At 69.1% G+C, this 18460-nt stretch carries 15 protein-coding genes; 5 read left to right on the plus strand and 10 right to left on the minus strand.

Going from position 1 to position 18460, the window contains the following annotated elements; translation table 11 throughout:
* Nucleotides 1–2 precede the first annotated feature (2 nt).
* Entirely contained in the window at nucleotides 3–788 is a 786-nt protein-coding gene (locus tag MWN33_RS10795) for a DUF1365 domain-containing protein (RefSeq protein ID WP_247200505.1), read from the minus strand.
* A complete protein-coding gene (locus MWN33_RS10800; RefSeq protein WP_247200506.1) occupies nucleotides 785–2134 on the minus strand; it encodes an NAD(P)/FAD-dependent oxidoreductase in 1350 nt (449 codons plus the stop codon). The genes MWN33_RS10795 and MWN33_RS10800 overlap by 4 nt, the downstream gene beginning before the upstream one ends.
* A gap of 209 nt (nucleotides 2135–2343) precedes the next feature.
* On the opposite strand from MWN33_RS10800, the gene MWN33_RS10805 reads away from it, so the two are divergent.
* Genes MWN33_RS10805 through MWN33_RS10815 form a run of 3 tightly spaced genes read left to right on the plus strand, consistent with a single transcriptional unit; the run spans nucleotide 2344 to nucleotide 4386 of the window.
* Nucleotides 2344–2910 (plus strand): sigma-70 family RNA polymerase sigma factor, encoded by a 567-nt coding sequence (locus MWN33_RS10805; protein ID WP_247200507.1) that lies wholly within the window; start codon nucleotides 2344–2346, stop codon nucleotides 2908–2910.
* Entirely contained in the window at nucleotides 2907–3569 is a 663-nt protein-coding gene (locus tag MWN33_RS10810; protein ID WP_247200508.1) for a ChrR family anti-sigma-E factor, read from the plus strand. Before MWN33_RS10805 ends, MWN33_RS10810 begins: the two co-directional genes overlap by 4 nt.
* A gap of 7 nt (nucleotides 3570–3576) precedes the next feature.
* Nucleotides 3577–4386: a DUF1295 domain-containing protein gene (locus MWN33_RS10815; protein WP_247200509.1), complete on the plus strand. Its 810-nt coding sequence runs from the start codon at nucleotides 3577–3579 to the stop codon at nucleotides 4384–4386.
* Between the two features lie 4 nt (nucleotides 4387–4390).
* On the opposite strand, the gene MWN33_RS10820 is transcribed toward MWN33_RS10815, so the two are convergent.
* The 6 genes from MWN33_RS10820 to MWN33_RS10845 all read right to left on the minus strand — a co-directional run bounded on the left by MWN33_RS10820 (nucleotide 4391) and on the right by MWN33_RS10845 (nucleotide 14030).
* Complete coding sequence (locus tag MWN33_RS10820) at nucleotides 4391–4801, minus strand: DUF2177 family protein (RefSeq protein WP_247200510.1); 411 nt, start codon at nucleotides 4799–4801, stop codon at nucleotides 4391–4393.
* A 79-nt stretch (nucleotides 4802–4880) separates the two neighbouring features.
* Nucleotides 4881–7136, minus strand: a complete 2256-nt coding sequence (locus MWN33_RS10825; protein WP_247200511.1) for a GSCFA domain-containing protein — start codon at nucleotides 7134–7136, stop codon at nucleotides 4881–4883.
* A gap of 3 nt (nucleotides 7137–7139) precedes the next feature.
* On the minus strand, nucleotides 7140–7889 hold the full coding sequence (locus MWN33_RS10830; protein ID WP_247200512.1) for a hypothetical protein: 750 nt from the start codon (nucleotides 7887–7889) through the stop codon (nucleotides 7140–7142).
* Nucleotides 7886–10084, minus strand: coding sequence for a glycosyltransferase family protein (locus tag MWN33_RS10835; RefSeq protein ID WP_247200513.1), 2199 nt, complete (start codon nucleotides 10082–10084; stop codon nucleotides 7886–7888). Before MWN33_RS10835 ends, MWN33_RS10830 begins: the two co-directional genes overlap by 4 nt.
* Entirely contained in the window at nucleotides 10084–11598 is a 1515-nt protein-coding gene (locus MWN33_RS10840) for a hypothetical protein (protein WP_247200514.1), read from the minus strand. The genes MWN33_RS10835 and MWN33_RS10840 overlap by 1 nt, the downstream gene beginning before the upstream one ends.
* Nucleotides 11595–14030, minus strand: a complete 2436-nt coding sequence (locus tag MWN33_RS10845) for a hypothetical protein (RefSeq protein ID WP_247200515.1) — start codon at nucleotides 14028–14030, stop codon at nucleotides 11595–11597. Before MWN33_RS10845 ends, MWN33_RS10840 begins: the two co-directional genes overlap by 4 nt.
* 219 nt (nucleotides 14031–14249) lie before the next feature.
* On the opposite strand from MWN33_RS10845, the gene MWN33_RS10850 reads away from it, so the two are divergent.
* On the plus strand, nucleotides 14250–14957 hold the full coding sequence (locus MWN33_RS10850) for a glycosyltransferase (protein WP_247200516.1): 708 nt from the start codon (nucleotides 14250–14252) through the stop codon (nucleotides 14955–14957).
* A gap of 24 nt (nucleotides 14958–14981) precedes the next feature.
* The gene (locus MWN33_RS10855; protein ID WP_247200517.1) at nucleotides 14982–15335 is read left to right on the plus strand and encodes a hypothetical protein; all 354 of its coding nucleotides are present in this window, start codon (nucleotides 14982–14984) and stop codon (nucleotides 15333–15335) included.
* Between the two features lie 229 nt (nucleotides 15336–15564).
* Here the strand turns inward: MWN33_RS10855 and MWN33_RS10860 are convergent, their stop codons facing one another.
* Together MWN33_RS10860 and MWN33_RS10865 are read right to left on the minus strand one after the other, a co-directional pair.
* Nucleotides 15565–16290, minus strand: a complete 726-nt coding sequence (locus tag MWN33_RS10860; protein WP_247200518.1) for an endonuclease/exonuclease/phosphatase family protein — start codon at nucleotides 16288–16290, stop codon at nucleotides 15565–15567.
* Entirely contained in the window at nucleotides 16287–18458 is a 2172-nt protein-coding gene (locus tag MWN33_RS10865; RefSeq protein ID WP_247200519.1) for a VTT domain-containing protein, read from the minus strand. Before MWN33_RS10865 ends, MWN33_RS10860 begins: the two co-directional genes overlap by 4 nt.
* Nucleotides 18459–18460: the final 2 nt, after the last annotated feature.

Consider the following 18460-nt stretch of genomic DNA (forward strand, 5'->3'; position numbering starts at 1 on the left):
CCTCAGGAACGATGCGGGGGCAAGACGGAGACCGGGCTTTCCGGTGCCGGCGGGCGTGGGCGCAGGCCGATGCCCTTCGCCCAGATCCAGAGCGCCTCCCAGTGAATGCCGGCGATGACCTTCAGCGTCAGCATCGGGTGGGTGACGAGCACGCGGGCGATGCCGCCATCGGTCAGCGGCCGGCGCCGCGCGGACTGCACGGCGCTGAGCACGGGCCCGTCACCGTCGCGGGCGAGGATGGCGATGCGCAGCCCCTCCCCCGGCGGGTCCACCCGGAACGAATAGACGAGGTCCATGTCCATGAAGGGCGAGACATAGAAGCGCTTGTTCGCCGTCTGGCGGTAGGGCGCGCTCTGGCCGGACTCGACCGGTATCAGGTAGGAATGGCGTTGCCCGAAGGTGTTGTTCACCTCGTAGAGAATTGCCAGCAGCGAACCGTCGCGCCGGTGGCAGAAATAGACGCTGAGCGGGTTGAAGGCGTAGCCGAGAACGCGCGGCATGGTGAGCAGCCGCACCGCCCCGCCATCGGGCGCGAGGCCGGCGGCGGCGAGCTGGCGCTCGACATAGGCCTTCAGCGGGCCCGGCTCACCCGCGCCATGGTCGCGCTCGTGCAGGCTCAGGACGTTGAAGCGGTTGAGCGAGAACAGCCGCAGCCGGCGGTCGAGCGCGCCGAGCTCGTCGAGATCGACCAGCAGCGAGAACAGCCGGTAGGACAGCCGCCGCCGGTGCGGCTTCAGCCGCACATGGATCACCGAGCCGACATAGAGCGCCGACGAGCCGCACGTCATCGCACGCGCTCGGTCTGGCGCGGGACGGTGCCGGCGGTCGAAAGCGCGATGCGGCCGGATTCGTCGGCCACCCGCCAGGGGCGGCGCACCCCGCCGAGTTCTTCCGCCACGGCCAACCCCGCCTGCAGCCCGTCCTCATGGAAACCGGCGCCGAAATAGGCGCCGCAATACCAGACGCCGCCCTGCCCCTGCAGCGACCACAGCCGCTTCTGTGCCGCCATGGCGCGGCCGTCGAAGGTCGGGTGCTCGTAGGTGGCGCGATAATGAACGCTTTCGGCCGCCGGCGGCACGACCGGATTGAGGGTGACGAAAAGCGGTCTGTCTTCGGGCAGGTGCTGCAGCCGGTTCATCCAGTAGGTGACGCACAGGCGAGGCTCGTCGCGCCGGTCCGCGAGGTAGTTCCAGGCCGACCACGCGGCGCGCCGGCGCGGCATCAGGCGGTCATCGCTATGCAGCACCGCTTCGTTTCGGCTGTAGAGGAAGGCACCGAGCAGCTCGCGCTCGGCCGCTGTCGGCTGTTCCAGCAGCGCCAGCGCCTGATCGGCATGGGTGGCGACGACCACCTCGTCGAACAGATGCTCCACGCCATCGCTCGCCACCACCGTGACGCCGCCGTCAAACCGTCGGACGGCGCGCACGCGGCAGCCGGAAACGATCCGGCCATGAAAACGCCGGCGCAGCGCCTCGACATAGCGCCGGCTGCCGCCGGTCACCGTCCGCCACGCCGGGCGGTCGGAGATCTGCAGCAGGCCGTGATTCTCGCAGAAGCGCACGAAGGCGGCGGCCGGGTAGCGCCCGACATCCGTCGCCGGCGTCGACCAGATCGCCGCTGCCATCGGATAGAGATGATCCTGCCGGAAGGGCTCGCCATAGCTTTCGGCGTCGAGATAGCTGTCGAGGCTGTCGAGGCCGAGCCTTGCGAGGTCGCGCGGCGCGTTGCGGTAGAAGCGCAGAAGGTCCTTCAGCATAGAGGCGAAGCGCGGCGAAACGAGGTTGCGCGGCTGCGCGAACAGGCCGCGCAGGTCCGAGCCTGAATATTCGAGCCGCCCGCCGTCGAGCGACACACCGAACGACATGTCCGTCTCGCGCGTCGCGACGCCGAGATGGTCGAACAGCGCGGTGAGGTTGGGATAGGTCTTCTCGTTGTAGACGATGAAGCCGGTATCCACCGCGAGGCCGGCCGCATCCACCGTGTTGGAGTGACCGCCCAGCCGGTCATCCGCCTCGAACAGCGACACCAGATGGCGCTGCGAGAGCAGCCAGGCGGCCGATAGGCCCGAGATGCCCGCTCCGATGACGGCGATACGTCGTGTTGCGCCCGGCTTGAAGCTCTGCATAACGGACATGATGTGAGGCTTCCTCTGCGGTGGAGCGAAGACGCCACCTTGGCTAGTCTCTACGCAGCGTCTTCGGTGCCGGATCACCCGAACGGGATATGATCCGGTTCCCGCAGGCGTTCGTACAAGGGCTCATGAATGCGCTGCTCGACACTCCCCGCACGGGCTCGTCCCGTGGCTCCGCATCGGCACGTCGAGGCTCGTCGGTGACGCGCCTGATGCACGACGACGCGGTGCCGGACGGCGATACGCTCGCCCGCCTGATCCGGCAGGTCGCGACCGAGCGCGACCGGCAAGCCTATGCGCGCCTCTACAGCTTCTTCGCGCCACGCGTGAACGCCTTCCTGCGCAGGTCCGGCCTGCCGCCCGGCGCAGCCGAGGAGGTCGCGCAGGAGACGATGCTCAGCGTGTGGCGCAAGGCGTCCTATTTCGATCCCGCGCGCGCCGGCGCCTCGACATGGATCTTCACCATCGCCCGCAACCAGCGCATCGACCACCTGCGCCGGATGAGGACGGCGAACGTTGCGGAAAGCGCGGTTCCCGTCGAGGACGAGCTGGAGCCGTCCGGCGAGGCGCTGATGCTGTGCGCCGAGCGCGAATCGAGCGTGCGCGCCGCGCTGAAGGCGCTTTCGGAGGAGCAGGCGACGGTGGTTCGCCTCTCCTTCTTCAGCGACAAACCCCATTCGGAAATCGCACGTGAGCTCGGCCTGCCGCTGGGCACCGTCAAATCGCGCGTGCGCCTCGCCCTCGGGCGGCTGCGCGCGCTGCTGGAAGCTTCGTCATGACCATCCATCATCATGCAACGGACGAGACGCTGATGCGCGTCGCCGCCGGGCGGCTGCCGGCGGGGCCGGCGCGCGTGGTCGGCGTCCACCTCGCCGGTTGCCCCGCCTGCCGCGAACGTCTCTGCACCTTCGAGGCTGTCGGCGGAACGCTACTTGAGACGATCGAGCCGGTGCCGATGGCGGCCGGCGCTTTCGCCGCCGCGCTCGCGGCCCTCGATGCCGAAGCCGCCCCTACGGTGGTGAGCGGGCGTGCCGCCCTCCCCGTCCCGGCGATGATGCTGCCGGGCATCCCGCTGCCCGAAACGCTGCGCGATTGCGAGATGAGCCCATGGCGCTGGATCGGCGTCGGTGTGCGCGCCAGCGCTCTCCGGCTGCCGGAAGATCCCTCGGCGCGGCTTACCCTGCTGCGCGTCGGTCCGGGCCGCAAGCTGCCCGAGCACGGCCATGTCGGCACCGAGTTCACGCAGGTGCTGGCCGGCTCCTTCTCCGACGGCTATGGCCGGTATGGGCCCGGCGACCTCAGCGAGATGGGTCACGAGATCGAGCATCAGCCGATCGTCGACCCCGACGGAGAGTGCATCTGCCTCGCCGCCCTGGAAGGCGGCATGCGGCTCACGGGCATGCTCGGGCGGCTGATCCAGCCCTTCGTCCGGCTCTGAGGCCGATATGGGCGTCGTCGTCGCCGCGGCGCTTCTGGCGCTCGGGCTCGCCCTCGCCATGGCGGCGGCCTGGGTGGCGGCGGAGCGCAGCGGCAACCATGGCTGGATCGACACGATCTGGTCCTTCGCGACCGGCCTTGCCGGCGTCGCCGGGGCTCTGGCGCCGCTCGGGGAAAGCTGGGCCGCGCGCCAGACGCTGGTCGCGGGGCTCGCCGCCCTGTGGTCGCTGCGCCTCGGCACGCACATCCTCCGGCGCACGCTCAAGGGCGGGGACGATCCGCGCTACGCCGCGCTGCACCGGGAGTGGGGCGCGAACGCCTCGCGGCGCCTGTTCCTGTTCCTCCAGATTCAGGCGCTCGCCGGCCTCGTCCTCGCCCTCGCGGTAATGGCGGCGGCGCACATGCCCGGGCCGTTCTGGCGCTGGAGCGACGGTCTGGGCGTGCTGCTCGCGCTGGTCGCCGTGGCGGGCGAAGGCGTCGCTGACCGGCAGCTCGCGCGCTTCCGCGCCGATCCGGCCAACAGGGGCTGCATCTGTGATGCCGGACTGTGGGGGCTTTCGCGCCATCCCAATTATTTCTTCGAATGGCTGGGGTGGCTGGCCTATCCCGCCATCGGCATCGATCTCTCCGGGGCTTACCCTTGGGGCGCCGTCTCCCTGCTCGCCCCGCTGCTCATCTATGTGCTGCTCGTCCACGCCTCCGGCATCCCGCCCACCGAGGCCCACATGCTGCGCACGCGCGGCGACGCGTTCCGCGCGTATCAGCGGCGGGTGAACGCCTTCTGGCCGGGTCCCTCGCGCGGGCGGCGCGGAGATTGAGCCGTCAGCCCGCGCTGCCGACGAAATACCGGGTGATCAGCATGCCGGCAGTCGCCGCCACGCCGGTCAGCAGCGTGCCCCAGGCCAGATCGATGACGGTGATCAGCGCCGGCCAGTCGCGCAGCGTGGCCTGGTTGGTGAGATCGTAGGTGCCGTAGGCGACGAGCCCGAGGAACGCGCCGAGCATGAGTGCGCTAGTCCAGCGTCCCGTGTCGAGCGCCGGCTGCACGGCGAACACCACGATGCCGGCGACATAGAGGAGGTAGAAGAGCACGGCGGCCGGCATGTTCGGCTGCTCGGCCATCAACCCGCCGATCATCGGGCGATAGAGCCGGCTCGTCATCGTGCCGAGCCAGAGGGCGTCGAGGACGAGCATGACCAGAGCGGTCGAGACATAGCTGACGACGAAGGACATGGAGGGGCCGCCTCTGCTGGTGATGCAGAGGTTACGCTCCGCCGGACGGCCTGGATCAGATCGCCGGCATATCGGGGCGTCACGTCCTCGGCAACCGCGACAGAATCGAGATGAGCGCGACCATCGCGCTGATGAGAACGGCAATCAGCAGCCAAAGCTGGGCGCGCCTCGATCGCTCCAGCGCGGGCCGCAGCAGCAGGGCGGGTTTCTCGATGAGGTGCAGCGAGGCGATGGCGAGCGCGTAGGAACCGGCGAAATACACCGCGCCCGGCACGATCCAGCCCGTGCCGACGCGGGTGAGTGTCAGCCAGGAGATGAAGAAATGGATGAGATAGAGCCCGTAGCAGAGCCGGCCGGTGAAGGCGAGGAATGACGAGCGCAGCAGCGGGCGCCAATGGACGGTGAGGTACACCGCCGCGAAAAGCGCGAAGGTGACGCCCCACCAGATAGAGCGGAACTCGGCGAGGGCGTGTGCGCCGGTCTTCAACGCAAACAGGCCGACGAAGGCAGCGATGGCGGCGAGCGCCGCGTAGAGCCCTTGCCGGCCGAGCGCCACCGCCGCGCCGAGGGTGATGTACTGCATGCAGCCATAGGTCGTCCGTGAGAGCGGCATCGGCCACGGCGTCGTCAGCAGGCCGGCGTCGAAGCAGAAGCCGGCGAGGATGATCCCGAACAGCGCCAGCGGCAGGAAGCGCAGGCCGAGGGCGAGCAGCACCAGCGGCCAGAGCAGGTAGAACTGTTCCTCGATGGCCAGCGACCACATCACGTCGGTGCGGAACACCGGCTCGATGCCGAGACCCAGCGCGTAATTGTTGACCAGAAGGAGGTTGAAGGCGACCGAATGGGCGAATTGCGGCATCGCCACCGCGCCGACGGCCAGCACGACGAGCATCAGCGGCCAGATGCGCAGCGTCCGCCGGACGAAGAAATGCGCCAGCGGCTCGCCGGACCGGATCTGTCCGATCAGGATGCGGGTGATCAGGTAGCCGCTCACCATGAAGAACAGCACGACGCCGTGCATGCCCCAGCCCATGATGGCGAGGGGCAGCCAGTCGAACAGCACGCCGCCATGGCACAGCATGACCCATAGCGTCGCCAGCCCGCGCAGTTCGTCGAGCCCGCCGATGCGGGCCTTGAGCGAGGTGGAGTCGATGCGTGTGCGGTCGAGGAAGCCCACCATCGCGCCACGCCATCCGCCAGGCGATGGTGGAGGCGGTGGCGCGGCGCCCTCTCCATCGACGCGGCGTTCGCCGGCCGGACGGTCCAGCGCCTCCTCGTCACATTCCACCGCCACGATGCGGGCCGAGAGGCGCTCCGACGGGTCGGGCTCCTCCATTGCGGGGCGCGGCGGCGCGGCCTTCGCCTCGGCATCGGTGACGCCGGCGGCGTGGGCGAGGAACAGGCGCATGACGTGCGTCACGCTCTCCTCGCTCACGCTGCGCAGGTCCGCCCCGAAGGCGCGGCCGCGATTATGCGCGCCGGTGACGATCTCGTAGGAGGGGAAGTAATGGACATGGCGGTAGCGCCGCCGCACTGTCTCCGCCGCGACCCTCAGCACCGCCTTCGCATGGGTGGTGGCGGCCAGCACGTGGCTGTCGGGCTCCGCCGTCGCCACCAGCGGCACGGGTGAGACGGTCAGCACGATCTGCGCGGCCGGGTTGACCGCCTTGAGCCGCTCGACGAAAGCGGTCAGGTCGGCTTCCACCTCGGCGGCGGTCTGGTTGTGGAAGGCATGGCGTACCGGGTCGAACCCGCCGCCCTCGACGCCGGGACAGACGGGGAATACCGCGCCATCGGCGCGCGACAGCCAGCATTCGGTTAGGCCGAGCGTGAAGACGAAGACGTCACAGCTCTCGAACAGGCGCCGCACGCTCGCCAGATGCTGCGCCCGGTCCCTTTCCATTTCGGCGATCGAGACGAAACCGCCGGGCTGCACGGTCGGGCGGAACGGGTCGAGTACCCGTCCGTCCGGCTCGATCCAGGCCCTTTCCTCCGGCGTGAACTCGCCATAGGCGCGCTGCATCAGCTGCATGAGCTGGCGGGCGGTGTAGATGTTGCCGTAACGGGCGGAATAGAGCCCGTAACCCTGCGCCTGCCGCACCGCCTGCGTCAGCACCGGGTGCCCGTCTTCGACGATGTAGTGGCAGAAGCCCGCCTGCTGGAGATGGCGGGCGATGTGCTGCGCGAAGCAGCTGCCGGCTGTCGCCACGCGGCTCTCCCGCGTGATCGTCAGCCCGAAGCCGACCACGGGGTCGACATCGCCGGGCGGCGGGGCGGCGACCGCGCGCCGCCAATAGGCGGTATCGGGAAGTTCCTTGTAGGGATGGCTCGGCACGCCTCAGCCCCTCCCCGCTTCGGCGGGCGCCGTCCGTCGACGGCGCGCCTCGATCTGGCCGAGCACCTCTCGCCCATAGGCGGCGTTGGCATGCGTCGCGTCGGCGGCATAGAAATCCGGCGCGAGGAAACCGTTCGGCGTCAGGGCGGCAAGCGGGTTGGGAACCAGCTCGACGCCGATCTCGCCGCAAAGTTCGCCGGTGACGAGAAGCTGGAGCCGCCACAGCCTGAGGCGCAGGCCCGCCTCGCTCAGCCCCGTCTCGTCAAATCCCATATCGCGGAACACCGTGTCGATATGGCGCCGGACGAAGTCCTCGTCGGCCTTGGGCGGGGGCGGCGCGAGCTGTACCACTTCGCCCGGCGCGGTCTCGCGGATCGCCCGGAGTTTTGCGAAGTCTCCGCCGCGCAGACCGCGCTCGAACAGCGCGCGCATCGCCTGGAACGGCACGATCTCCGCGCTGTCGTCGTCGGGAAGGCTTTCGCCCGGCAGCGCGAAATCGAAGCGCCGCCTGTGCTGGACGAGGCCGATGGACTGGTGCTGGTTGCCCCCGATGGCGCAGACCACCAGCGCATCCCTGGGCAGCGTGCGGATGCGCCGGAGCGCGTCATCGAACGGAAGTTCGCCGAAGGGCTTGCCGTTCTTCATCTTGGCAAGCCGAAAAGCCTCGATGCCCGCAGGCGCGCCGTTTGCCGCGAGAGCCGATTTGATGGCGTCGACATGGCTGTCTCCGACGATGAGAACCGGGCGTGTCATGCCGTCCCTTCCCGCTCGCCGGCCGCCGTCGCCGCCCGTTCGAATACATCCAGTACCTGGCGCCGCAGCGCCTCGGGCGAATACTCTGCCGTCAATCGCTGCTGCGCGCGCCGGACCTGTGCGACGCGCTCTTCCGGATGGTCCAGCAGGTACTCCAGCGCCGCCAGCCACTCCTCCGGCGTGCCGGCGAGCCGGCCGCATCCATCGTCGCAGCATTCGTCGTAAAGCGTGCCCCGGCTGGCGATCACGGCGATGCCGGCTGCGGTGTAGTCCACCCATTTCAGGTTGGTCTTGCCGCGGTTGAACGGAATGTCGAGAAGCGGTGCGATGCCGATGCCCCAGCGGAGCGCCGCGAAGGCCTCCGCGAAGCCGGAAAGATCTTCCAGCGGCGGCGTCACCACGATCCGCGTACCGAACTCCTCCCATGCCGGCGGCTTCGGCGTGCTGCCGAAGAGGTGGAACTCGATCCCGGGCCGGCGGCGGAGCAGCTCGGCGATGACCGGCACCAGCGGTTCGAGATCGTGGGCGTGCGACATGCCCATATAGCCGATGCGCGTGCAGGGGCCCTCGTCCGGCGGCCGGGACACCATACCGGCCCCGGCGATGCGCCCGACATGGGTCGGGCGGCCCCCGCGCAGCGGTTCGAGCCGCTCGCGCAGTTCGGGATTGACGCAGTAGAGCAGGTCGGCATTCGCCACGAGGTGGCGGATCGCCTGCGTGCGGCGCGGTTCGCTGTGGTGCCAGAACTTCCCCTCCCCCAGTTCCGGCGGCACCGCGAGAAGATCGTCGTCGATATGGAAGACGCTGGGCACGCGTTGTTCGCGCGCCCATTGCAGGAGCGGCTCGGCATGCGGTCCGCTGTACCGGCAGAACACGACGAGGTCGGGCGCGGCGTCGTCCAGCCGCGCCATCAACCAGTCGCGCGCTTCGGCCGCGTGTGAGTCGGCGCCGAAGCGTCGATTCAGCTCGTCCTCGGTCAGCAGGTCCATGTCGATGGACCCTGTGGCGAGGTCATGCGCAAGCGGGCCGCGAAAGCAGATTTCCAGCGTCGGAACATTTCCGTTGGCGACGAACATGATCTTCCGGCCACTTGGTTTTCCGCTGCGTACGGAGATGGCGGGCGTGAAGCGCGCCGCACCCGTCATGAGCCCGGCGAAAGCACGATAGGCCGCAACCGGATCGCACTGGAGAGCCTGCGCCGCCAGGAAGGCTTTCTGACGTTCGCGGAACGGCGCGGGGTCGGCGGTGGCGGCGCGCGCGAAGGCCAGCCATTCCTCGTGCGTACCGACGCGTGTCAGCCCGGCATAGTTATCCGCGTCCATGCCGCCGTCCTGATCGCTCCACACGGCGGTGGGGATACCGGCGAGAATCATGTCCACAAGGATCGAGGACGGCGCGGAGATGCCATAGGCGTATTTCGACAGGTCGACCTTGTAGATCGGATTGTTGTTGAGCACGACGTTCGGCGGCAGCGGGACGTTCTGGCGCAGCACATATTGCCCGCCCGGATGCGGGCGAAGCACGACCGAAGCCTTCTCGTCCGCCAGTGCTGCGCAGAACGCGCCGAACACCGATACGAAATCGTCGCGCACATGCGCGGCGGCCGAGAAACGCACCGAATGCAGGTTCTCGCAGACGATGCCGCGCCCGCTCGCGGCTCCTCTCGGAGGCTGCTGGAGCAGCGCGCTTGGCCCCGTCACGAGCAGCTTGCCGCGCTGCGAGGGGGCGAGCGCGGTCAGGCGCTCCGGCGCGGACCAGCCGCACACCACGTCCGCCGCGAAGGTCACCTCGCTGCCGTGCACCCGCGTGTGCTCGCGCGACTGGAGGAAGCCGACGCATTCGAAACCGTGCTGCAGCGTCGCCGTGACATAGGACCGTGGCGCGATGCGCATCACCTCATGGGTGTTGGCGTGGGCGGCGAGGTTGGATTCGCTCCCGGCAAACAGGATGCCCCGGCCGCGCAGCGCTTCATACGCCGCCGCCGGGTCGCGGAACGGATGCAGCCGCGCACCGCTGGCGCGGATGATTTCGTCGATCTCGGCCTGCCACGTCCCGCCCTGATCGCGCGACAGGAGGTCGTCCGACATCAGAAGGCGCGGCGTCAGCCCGAGGCGACGCGCCAGGAAGACCAGTGGCCGCAATATGTTCACGTCCTGCAGCAGGTTCAGCAGGAAGACCGCCTCCGGCTTCTCCATCAGGCCGCGCTCGTGAATGACGTGAGGGCCGACATGGCCGGCGCCGGGCCCGCGTCAGTGACGATGAGCGCGACGCCCGGCAGCAACCGGTCGAGTTCCGCGACGATGTAGGACAGCAGCAGCCGATGGGCGCTGGCCTGCGCCGACGGCAGCGGCAGGCGGGCGAGCGCGATTCCCGGCGTGGTGGCGGTGTCATCGCGCTCCTCGCGCAGATAGCCGCGCCGGCCCGCGCGCACCAGCCGGCCGGCGGCGGGTGCGACCAGCCTCGCCACCCGCCGGTGGACGAGAAGGTCGAGGCCGTTGCCGGCGGCGTTGATCTGGAACGTGAGGTCGTAGTCACCTGCGGGCGCAAATGGTGTTCCCACCGACAGGACGCCGTAGCGGCGGGCCAGATCGTGGCTGAGTTCGCTCGTGTGGAGACCGTGGACAAGCGCGGCGCAGGGCGGTTCCCCGCTGGTCCGGCTGTCGGGTGCCTTGCCCGCGCCCGGCGACAGGGAGCCGATCAACCCGACCAGTCCCTGTGCTTCACGTTCGGGATTGGCGATCTCGTCAAGCCGGACGGCGAGGTCTGCGAGGCTCGCGTCGCGCAGCCGCGCGGTGCCTGCGCGTGCGTCGTCCACCAGTTCACCCGCCTCGCGGTACACGAACGGCGCCAGCGGCTCATAGAGAGGGTATCCGGCGGAGAGCGCCTGCGCGCCGGCGCATAGCGCGGTGACGGCCCGGTTGAGCGATTTCGCGACGCTGAACGGCTGTGCGTTGACCGGCAGGAAGGCGGCGTAGCTCTCGTCCAGCAGCGCGCGTTCCTCGCCCTCGCCCCATTCGTGCAGCGTGTAGGGGACCGGCAGGTGCCGCAGCCCGGCCAGCACGTCCACCGTCGCCGCGCTGCGGTTGGTGAGGACGCGCAGATGGACGTCCAGCCCACGCCCCTGCAGGTCCGCCAGCCTGTCGCCGAACGCCGCGAGGTCGCGCAGGCCCACCGGGAAATGCGGATTGTCGCCGATGCCGAACCAGGCGATCTGGAGCCGGCCGGAGGAGCGCAACCGCGCGCTCTTGGCAGCAAGACGCGCTTCCAGCCCGGCTGCGTCGAAACGGTCGAACGGGTCGTTCAGCACGTGCACGGGCAGGTGCGGAGCGTAGAGGCGAGCGATCTCGCACATGGCCGGGGTTGAGCAGAGGACGAAATCGGCAAGGCGCGTCGCCGCCGCCAGCCAGGCCCGCAGATGGGCGAAGCGGGGATCGTTCATCTGGCTGAAATAATCGTCGAACAGGTCGATGCCCACCCGCCGCCCACGCATGCGGGCCGCCTGCGCGAGCACCAGGGCGGCCGGGTCGTGGCATTTGCTCAGCAGGTAGACGTCGGCGTCCAGCCTGTCCGCATCAGCGAACCCCGCCACCGGCTGCAGCGCCAGTTCGACACCGAGGCGCTGCAACGGCTCCCGCAGCCGACCATAGCGGATGCGCGCGCCGGCGCGGCGCTCATACTCGGCATGCGGCGTGACGACGAGGATCTTCACGCGGCGATCCTGCGCACGGTCATCGCCACCTGCGGAGCCGCTGACTGGAACGTAGGCGCCGGCAGCCGGCCGGCGGGGTCGGCAATCGTTGCCGTCAGTGCGGTCGTCGCCAGATGAAGGCGTCCGGCCGCAGCCGTCGCTTCCCAGAAGCGGGTCGCAAGAGCGCCGCCCTCGTCGCCGGGCTCGAAACCGCCATACGCCGCCCAGTCGCACCGTCGGGCCAGGAACATCGCCGTGGTGTTGGCCGGCACCGGCCAGGCCGTCGGCGGCAGCCCCGCCAGACTCTCCTGCAGATAGCGGTGCGATGAGTTCGTCCGCAGCACAGCTTCCTGCGAGGTGTAACAGCCCGTGCCGAACAGGTGCATCGCCTCGCCGCCTGGCCCCGGAGCGGGCGCTATCAACGTGCATGCGGCCGAGGCAATCTGCGTTGGCACAAGCATGCCGGCCAGACTGGCCAGCGTGCGGTGATCGTGCAGCAGGACCGGACTGCCAAGTACGAGCAGCAACTCGCCCTCCGCTTGTGCGGCGGCCCTGTCGAGGCACGCTTCCAGCGATTCCCCGGCCCCGTACGCCGCCACGCGGCCGACTCCGGGGAAAGCGTTCCGCACCTGCGGACCGACCGCAACGGCGACGGCCGCCTCGGCGACCACGTTGATGTCGGACCAGGTCACGTCAGCCTGGTTCGCCAGTGCCTCCAGCAGCCCTGCCGCGAGCGCGGGATCGTCCGGCATGCGCAGCAACGCCGACAGGCGCGGGGGCGCCTCTCTCCGGAGCAGGCCGATCGGCCGGGACAGCGCGACCGGAGCGATGAGGGTTTTCGGATCGCGAGGCCGCGACCCGGCGAGGCGCAACGCCGCCGGTGCCGAGCCTTCCGGCGCGCTGGCACCCGGCCCGGCGAAACGCGGAAAAGGCTGGTGGCGTCCCGGATAACGGGCTTCTCTCGGCAGGTCCGTGCCGGGCGGCGCAATCAGCCAGGCGGGCGTCGCGTCGGGACCGTGGCACAGCACGAAGGGCGCGGGACCCGTGCCGCATTCCCGCGCGCCGAACACAGCGTGAAGCGTCGGCACCGAATCGGCGGCAAGGTGCAGCACGCGCGGCGTGCCGTTCTTGCGTTCGGCGTCAAGAAAAAGGGCGTCGCCCAACCAGGCCGCGCCGCTGCCCGCATGGCCGGCGCCGTCCCTCCCGGCCTCCTCACGGTCCTCGTCCGCCTCGACCGCGCGCGGGCGGATGCCGACGCCCGCCACGTCGGCGAGCCATGCGCGCAGGTCCCGCGAGAACAGCCGCTCCGCGCCGGTGGCGCCGGTGAGATCGACGTCGATCCAGTCGATCCGCGGGTGCAGCCCATCCGGGCCAAGGCCCGCCAGCAGCGAGGCGCCGGCGTGCCGGACGGCATCGAGCCCGGCGCGACCGTCCCCGACAGCAAGGGCCTCGCCGTCATGCAGGCCGCCACGGCAGAGCGAGGGAAAGGGCAGCAGCGTGGATGCCCGTATCCGGCCCGACGGCGTCGTCAGCACGAGCAGGAGCGGCAGCAGGGGATTGGCCAGCCGTATGTCGAGGAAATCCGCGCCCGCGCCGGCAAGGAGGGTCGCGGATCGCTCGTGCCGGCCATCCGGCGCCCACTGCAGGGCGGTGACGGTGCCCTGCTCTCGGGGCATCTCGCCGGCGTCGAGCCGCAGTCGCAGCACGCGCGCACCGGCAAACCAGGCGTCAGCGATCCGGGGCGCGCCGGGCGAGGCAAAAGCCAGCGTCGCAGCCTCGTTCGGTTGCGGAGATCTGAAGGGCGTGTCTTCAGAAGGCCCGCACCAGTCGAACCGTGCGGCCTCGTCGTCGATCCGGTGGCACAGAGCGCCGGTGGGTTGTCCGCTCAGTTCCAGCAAAAGGTCGATCTGGCGGCGCAGCTCCCTGACCGCCGGGTCATCCGGTCTCCCGCGCCCGAGATTTGCCGTACCGAGGACGAAATGGCTCATTCCGTCGTCGGCGGCATCAGCTCCGCCAGTACCCACGACGTGCGGCCCGCTGGCGTCGAGGGCGATCTCCAGCAGCGCGGCGACATCGGCCGGCTCGCGCGGCAGCTTCCGTTCGGTTCCGATACCGCCCGGCTCGCCCCGCAGGATATGGTCGAGCAGCGGGTTCACGCCCGCGAGGCCGGCATGGAGCGCCAGATACTTCTTGCTGCTGAACCTCGGACCCGGATTGCGTCCCTCGCGCCAGCCATGAAGCAGGTAGTGCCGGGCCGGGTCCAGTGAGGCGGCCGCGACATCCGGGTATTTTGCGAGATACCAGTCGCCGTCGAACAGATCGCTCGCCCGAATCAGCGCGATGGCCCGCTCCTGTTCGCGACGCCTGGTCCTTTCGGACGAGCGCCCGCCCAGGCGCTGTGCGAGGAGCGAGAGAAACCGCGCCAAGGACTCCATGTGCTTCGATCGCGTCATCCTTGACCCACCGCACCGCCCCTTTTGCGACCTGCGCGCGAGTCTAGTCGGCCCCTGTCCCGCCGACCTGTTTCGGGCAGGCATCATCCCTTGATCGGGAGCGGGTATCGTTTAGCAATGTCTATACTCAGCGTATTATCTATTGTAAATACCGATCATTCGACCGAACGCCCGCAAAATCCAAATGATCGTTACCACAGGCGCGGATTGCGAAGTGATATGACTGATAAGTTGAAGGTATATATCGGGTATGACAGCCGAGAGGATGTTGCGTGGCAAGTCGCTCGCCATTCTCTTCTGCGGCACTCCGGCAACGATCTGGATGTGTTTCCAATCAAACAATCGACGTTACGAGAGATCGGGTTGTACAGCCGGGTGATCGATGCGGCGGCCGCAACGGAATTCTCGCTCACACGATTCCTCACGCCATACCTTGCCAGCCACGACGGATGGTCGCTGTTCTGCGATTGCGATTTCCTGTTCACGGACGACATCCGCACCGTGCTCGACGGACTCGACCGGACGAAGGCCGTGCATGTCGTGCAGCATGACTATGTTCCCTCGCAGTCCGTAAAGATGGATGGCAAGGCGCAGGCCATCTATCCCCGGAAGAACTGGTCGTCTTTCATTCTGTTCAATGGCGCCCATCCGGCCGTCAGGGCGCTCACGCCGCAGGTCGTGAACACGCAGACCCCCGCCTTCCTGCATCGCCTGCAGTGGGTCGAGGATACGGATATCGGGGCCCTGCCGCTCACCTGGAACTTCCTCGAAGGCGAATACCCCAGGCCCGCGCAGACGCCGAAGGTCATCCACTACACCAATGGCGGACCCTGGTTCGAGAATTGGCAGCATGTCGACTATGCCGATCTCTGGCTGGCCGAACGGGCTCTCTACGAGGCCTCGCTCACGCGGGCGGCGGCTGGCTAGGCCCCTTCCGGTCGAGGGCGTCCCGTGAACCTGTTCGACATGATCCGGCGGAAAGACGCCAATCTGGTCGTCACTTCCGGCGTCGAGATGGCCAAGGGGCGGGTGGCAGGAGAACTCTGGCGCGGCGTGCATCTTGCCTCGGGCAACGGCGTGCGCGTCGCCGGAGCCCGACGCTTCCATTCGCTGCGTGGCCAGCCTGACCATTGCGGCTGGCGCGTCTCGGTGCCGGAGGACCTGCAGTTCGAGATCGGCTTGCGGAGCCGACGACCGGGGCGCTGCTGTCGAATTGGCGGCAGGGGCCGACACTGGGACCGGAACCGGTGCGCCTGCCCTGGCCGAGGCACGCCGCGCAAGCCTGCGACCTCATCATCACGGTGACAGGCGAAGGAACCGGCAAGGTCTTTCTCGCGGTTCATCGCGCGCTGTCGCGCGACGGGCTATACGCCGAGGGTAACGGCGGGTGCGCCGGGCACTGGCCGAGCGCTTCTCGATCCACGCGCATTTCTCACCAACACCAATTCTCAGGAATTGCTGGCCTTCGCGTGCGATCGGCTCGGCTACGCCTCCTTCGACGTTGAATGGACGGCGAACAGCAAGGTTTTTCACTTCATCCTACGGGCCTGACCATCCTCCCGGGCAAGGCGATATCGGCGATGATCGGCAGGTGGTCCGAGGCGTGGCGGGCTTCGCGGTCCGTGAAGGTGTCGAGCAGCATGCCGGGCGCGCTGCAATAGATGCGGTCGAGCCGCAGGGTCGGCCGGCAGGCGGGAAAGCTCTTCAGGCTTGAGCGCTCCGGCAGCACGCGCGCCAGCGTTCGCCGCACCAGCCCGAAGGAGAACCAGTCGTTGAAGTCTCCCATCATTACGGTCGGCCCGCCGGCGCAGGCGCGCGCAAGGCCCGCGAGGGTGATCGCCTGCCGCCGCCGCTCCAGCGGCTCCAGCCCGAGATGGGCGGCAACGAGGTGCAATTCGCCGGCCGGCGTAGCGATACGGGTCTCGATCGCCATGCGCGGCTCGCGCCTGCGCACGGAGAGGTCGTGCAGCACGACGTCGCGGATCGGCCAGCGCGAGAACAGCACGTGGCCGTAATGGCCGTCCGGCACGGCGATAGTGCGCGCCTCGGCGAGATGGCCGATGCCCAGCCCCTCCAGCGGCGCGAGGCAGCCTACCCCGCGCCCGCGTGTGTCGATTTCCTGAAGCGCCAGAATGTCGGGCCGATGGCGCACGATGAGGGCGGCGATGCGCCCGAGGTCGAACGCCCCGTCCGGCCCGACCCCGCCATGGATGTTCCACGTCATCAGCCGCAGCCGCGCGGGCGGCGCGGCCTCGCTCATGCCGGCCTCCGCAGGCGGGTGACGAGAAGCTGCAACCCTATCGAGCAGCCGATCCACAGCAGTACGAAGCCGATCAGCAGCGAGATGCGCAGCAGCGAGGGCTCGGCGACCAGCTCCATGATCTGGTGGCCCAGCGCGCTCAGCACGATCAGCCCCGGCAGCAGTCCGAGCGCCGTGCCGAGCACGAAGTCGAGAAGGCCGAGCCCGGCCGCCCCGGCGACGAGGTTGATGAAGGTGTAGGGCGCTGCCGGCACCATGCGCATGGTCGCCACCGTCAGCACGCCGCGCTCGGCCAGCCCGCGCCGGATGCGGTTGATGCGCGGTCCGATGAAGCGGCGGATCACCCCCGCGCCGAGTTGTCGGCCGATGAAGAAGGTGACGATGGCGCTTGCGAGGGCGCCGATGCCGGCGAGAAGCGCGCCGGTCCAGCCGCCATAGACCGCGACCGTGGCGACGATCAGCACGGAGACGGGAAAGACCACCAGCCCGCTCAGCACATAGATCGCCACCACCACGGCGGCGCCCCACGGGCGATCCGCCATGCCGTCGAGCGCGCTAACGATGCGCTCGGGATCGGCGAAGGGCGAGTTGGCCCAGGCGATCACCAGCGCCGCCAGTACGCCGACGCCGATCAATATGGCGCTGATACGCCAGTTGCGGCCGGATTTCGCCGGTGAGCGGTCGTCATAGATCGGCTCCAGCGGATCGGCGAGCGCGTTGATCTGCGGCAGCGCCAGTTCGGCGGGCGGTACCGGCGGCAGGTCGGCAAGCTGCCGCCCCTCCTCGCCGGCTCTTGAAGCGGCGATCAGCCCGTCGCGCGCAACGATCTCCGCCACCGCCTCCGGAGCGAGGCCGACATGCTCGCCGACCAGCCTGTCGCGAATGGCGGCGATGGTTGAGTGCTCGCTGTCGTCGCGCGCCTCGATCACGAGGTCGCATTCGCTGTCGAAACCCATTGAACGGTTGCATATATTGGCCGAGCCGACGCGCAGCAGCCGGTCGTCGACGATCAGCATCTTGGAATGGACGAACACCGAGGCCGGCTCTCCCGCCGCGTCCTCGCCCTCAACCGCCGGAAAGACGAGGCGGGCACGTTCCGACAGGCCTTCCTCGGCGAGACGGCTGCGCAGCCGGTCGCGCGGTACGCCCATCACCTGATATTCGATCCAGGAGCGGTAGGTCCTCGGCGTGACGATGAGCGCCTCAAGCTCCGGGCGCGCCTTCATCCGCTCGATGAGGCGCTCCGTGAAGCGCTCGCAGGTCACGAACTGGTTCTCGACATAGATGGTGCGCTCGGCAGCGTCGATCATGTCGAACAGCAGCGTCTCGACCTCGCGGGCGCTGCGCTCGCCGCCATAGTCGGGCAGCGTGCGGGCGATGCCGATATCGACATTGCGGAAATCGGGTTCCAGTTCCTTCGGCCAGCGGGTGCGGGCGCGCCGGGTCGGCGCCAGCCGCTCGGAGGCGGCGCGCTTCCAGCGCTCGCGGAACAATGCGCCGAGGGCGGAGGCCGCCTCGCCGTCGACCGCCATCTGTACGTCGTGGAATGGCTCGTAGGCGCCGCCCTGCGGGTCGATGCGCAGTGGATCGTCGGGCCGGTGCGCCGGCGTGTCCCAGCGCCGGCCGGTCAGGTCCAGCCCGCCGGAGAAAGCGAGCGAGTCGTCCATCACCACGATCTTCTGATGGTGCGAGGCGCCGAGCGGCAGGGCGTCGTCGAGGCAGAGCTCGATCTGCTTCGGGGTCGCCCAGAGGAAGGAGTAGATCGGCGCCAGCTCGCGCTCCAGCGCGAACATCACCGAATAGTCCCACAGCAGCAGACGGATACGCAGGCGAGGGTTGCGCTCGACAAGGGCGGAGAGGAAGGCCGCCAGCGTCTCCGGCAGCCCGTCATCGGCGGTGCCGCTCTCGCCCACCAGCTTCATGCGGCTGTCGAGGTCCCAGCCGGCGATATGGATGGTCTCGCGCGCCTGCAGCATCGCGGCGCGCAGGGCGCCGAAATACGCAGCACCGTCCACCAGCACCCGCGCATGCTCAGCATTGGCGACGCGCCAGACATTGCGGCCCTGCTTCAGCACGGCACCTTCGCCGCGCTGGGGAGGCGGAGCCAAAGGCTCCGGGGCGGGCTGGACGGCGATCGCGCTTTCGAGAAGGTCGTGGTTCCGGGACATCT

Origin of the sequence: Ancylobacter koreensis (genome assembly GCF_023016525.1) — a bacterium.
In the GTDB taxonomy this organism is placed as follows: domain Bacteria; phylum Pseudomonadota; class Alphaproteobacteria; order Rhizobiales; family Xanthobacteraceae; genus Ancylobacter; species Ancylobacter koreensis.

Coding starts and splice junctions, on each gene's coding strand:
- MWN33_RS10795 (WP_247200505.1), bottom strand. CDS start 788: ATGACGTGCGGCTCGTCGGCGCTCTATGTCGGCTCGGTGATCCATGTG.
- MWN33_RS10800 (WP_247200506.1), bottom strand. CDS start 2,134: ATGTCCGTTATGCAGAGCTTCAAGCCGGGCGCAACACGACGTATCGCC.
- MWN33_RS10805 (WP_247200507.1), top strand. CDS start 2,344: ATGCACGACGACGCGGTGCCGGACGGCGATACGCTCGCCCGCCTGATC.
- MWN33_RS10810 (WP_247200508.1), top strand. CDS start 2,907: ATGACCATCCATCATCATGCAACGGACGAGACGCTGATGCGCGTCGCC.
- MWN33_RS10815 (WP_247200509.1), top strand. CDS start 3,577: ATGGGCGTCGTCGTCGCCGCGGCGCTTCTGGCGCTCGGGCTCGCCCTC.
- MWN33_RS10820 (WP_247200510.1), bottom strand. CDS start 4,801: ATGTCCTTCGTCGTCAGCTATGTCTCGACCGCTCTGGTCATGCTCGTC.
- MWN33_RS10830 (WP_247200512.1), bottom strand. CDS start 7,889: ATGACACGCCCGGTTCTCATCGTCGGAGACAGCCATGTCGACGCCATC.
- MWN33_RS10835 (WP_247200513.1), bottom strand. CDS start 10,084: ATGGAGAAGCCGGAGGCGGTCTTCCTGCTGAACCTGCTGCAGGACGTG.
- MWN33_RS10845 (WP_247200515.1), bottom strand. CDS start 14,030: ATGACGCGATCGAAGCACATGGAGTCCTTGGCGCGGTTTCTCTCGCTC.
- MWN33_RS10850 (WP_247200516.1), top strand. CDS start 14,250: ATGACTGATAAGTTGAAGGTATATATCGGGTATGACAGCCGAGAGGAT.
- MWN33_RS10860 (WP_247200518.1), bottom strand. CDS start 16,290: ATGAGCGAGGCCGCGCCGCCCGCGCGGCTGCGGCTGATGACGTGGAAC.
- MWN33_RS10865 (WP_247200519.1), bottom strand. CDS start 18,458: ATGTCCCGGAACCACGACCTTCTCGAAAGCGCGATCGCCGTCCAGCCC.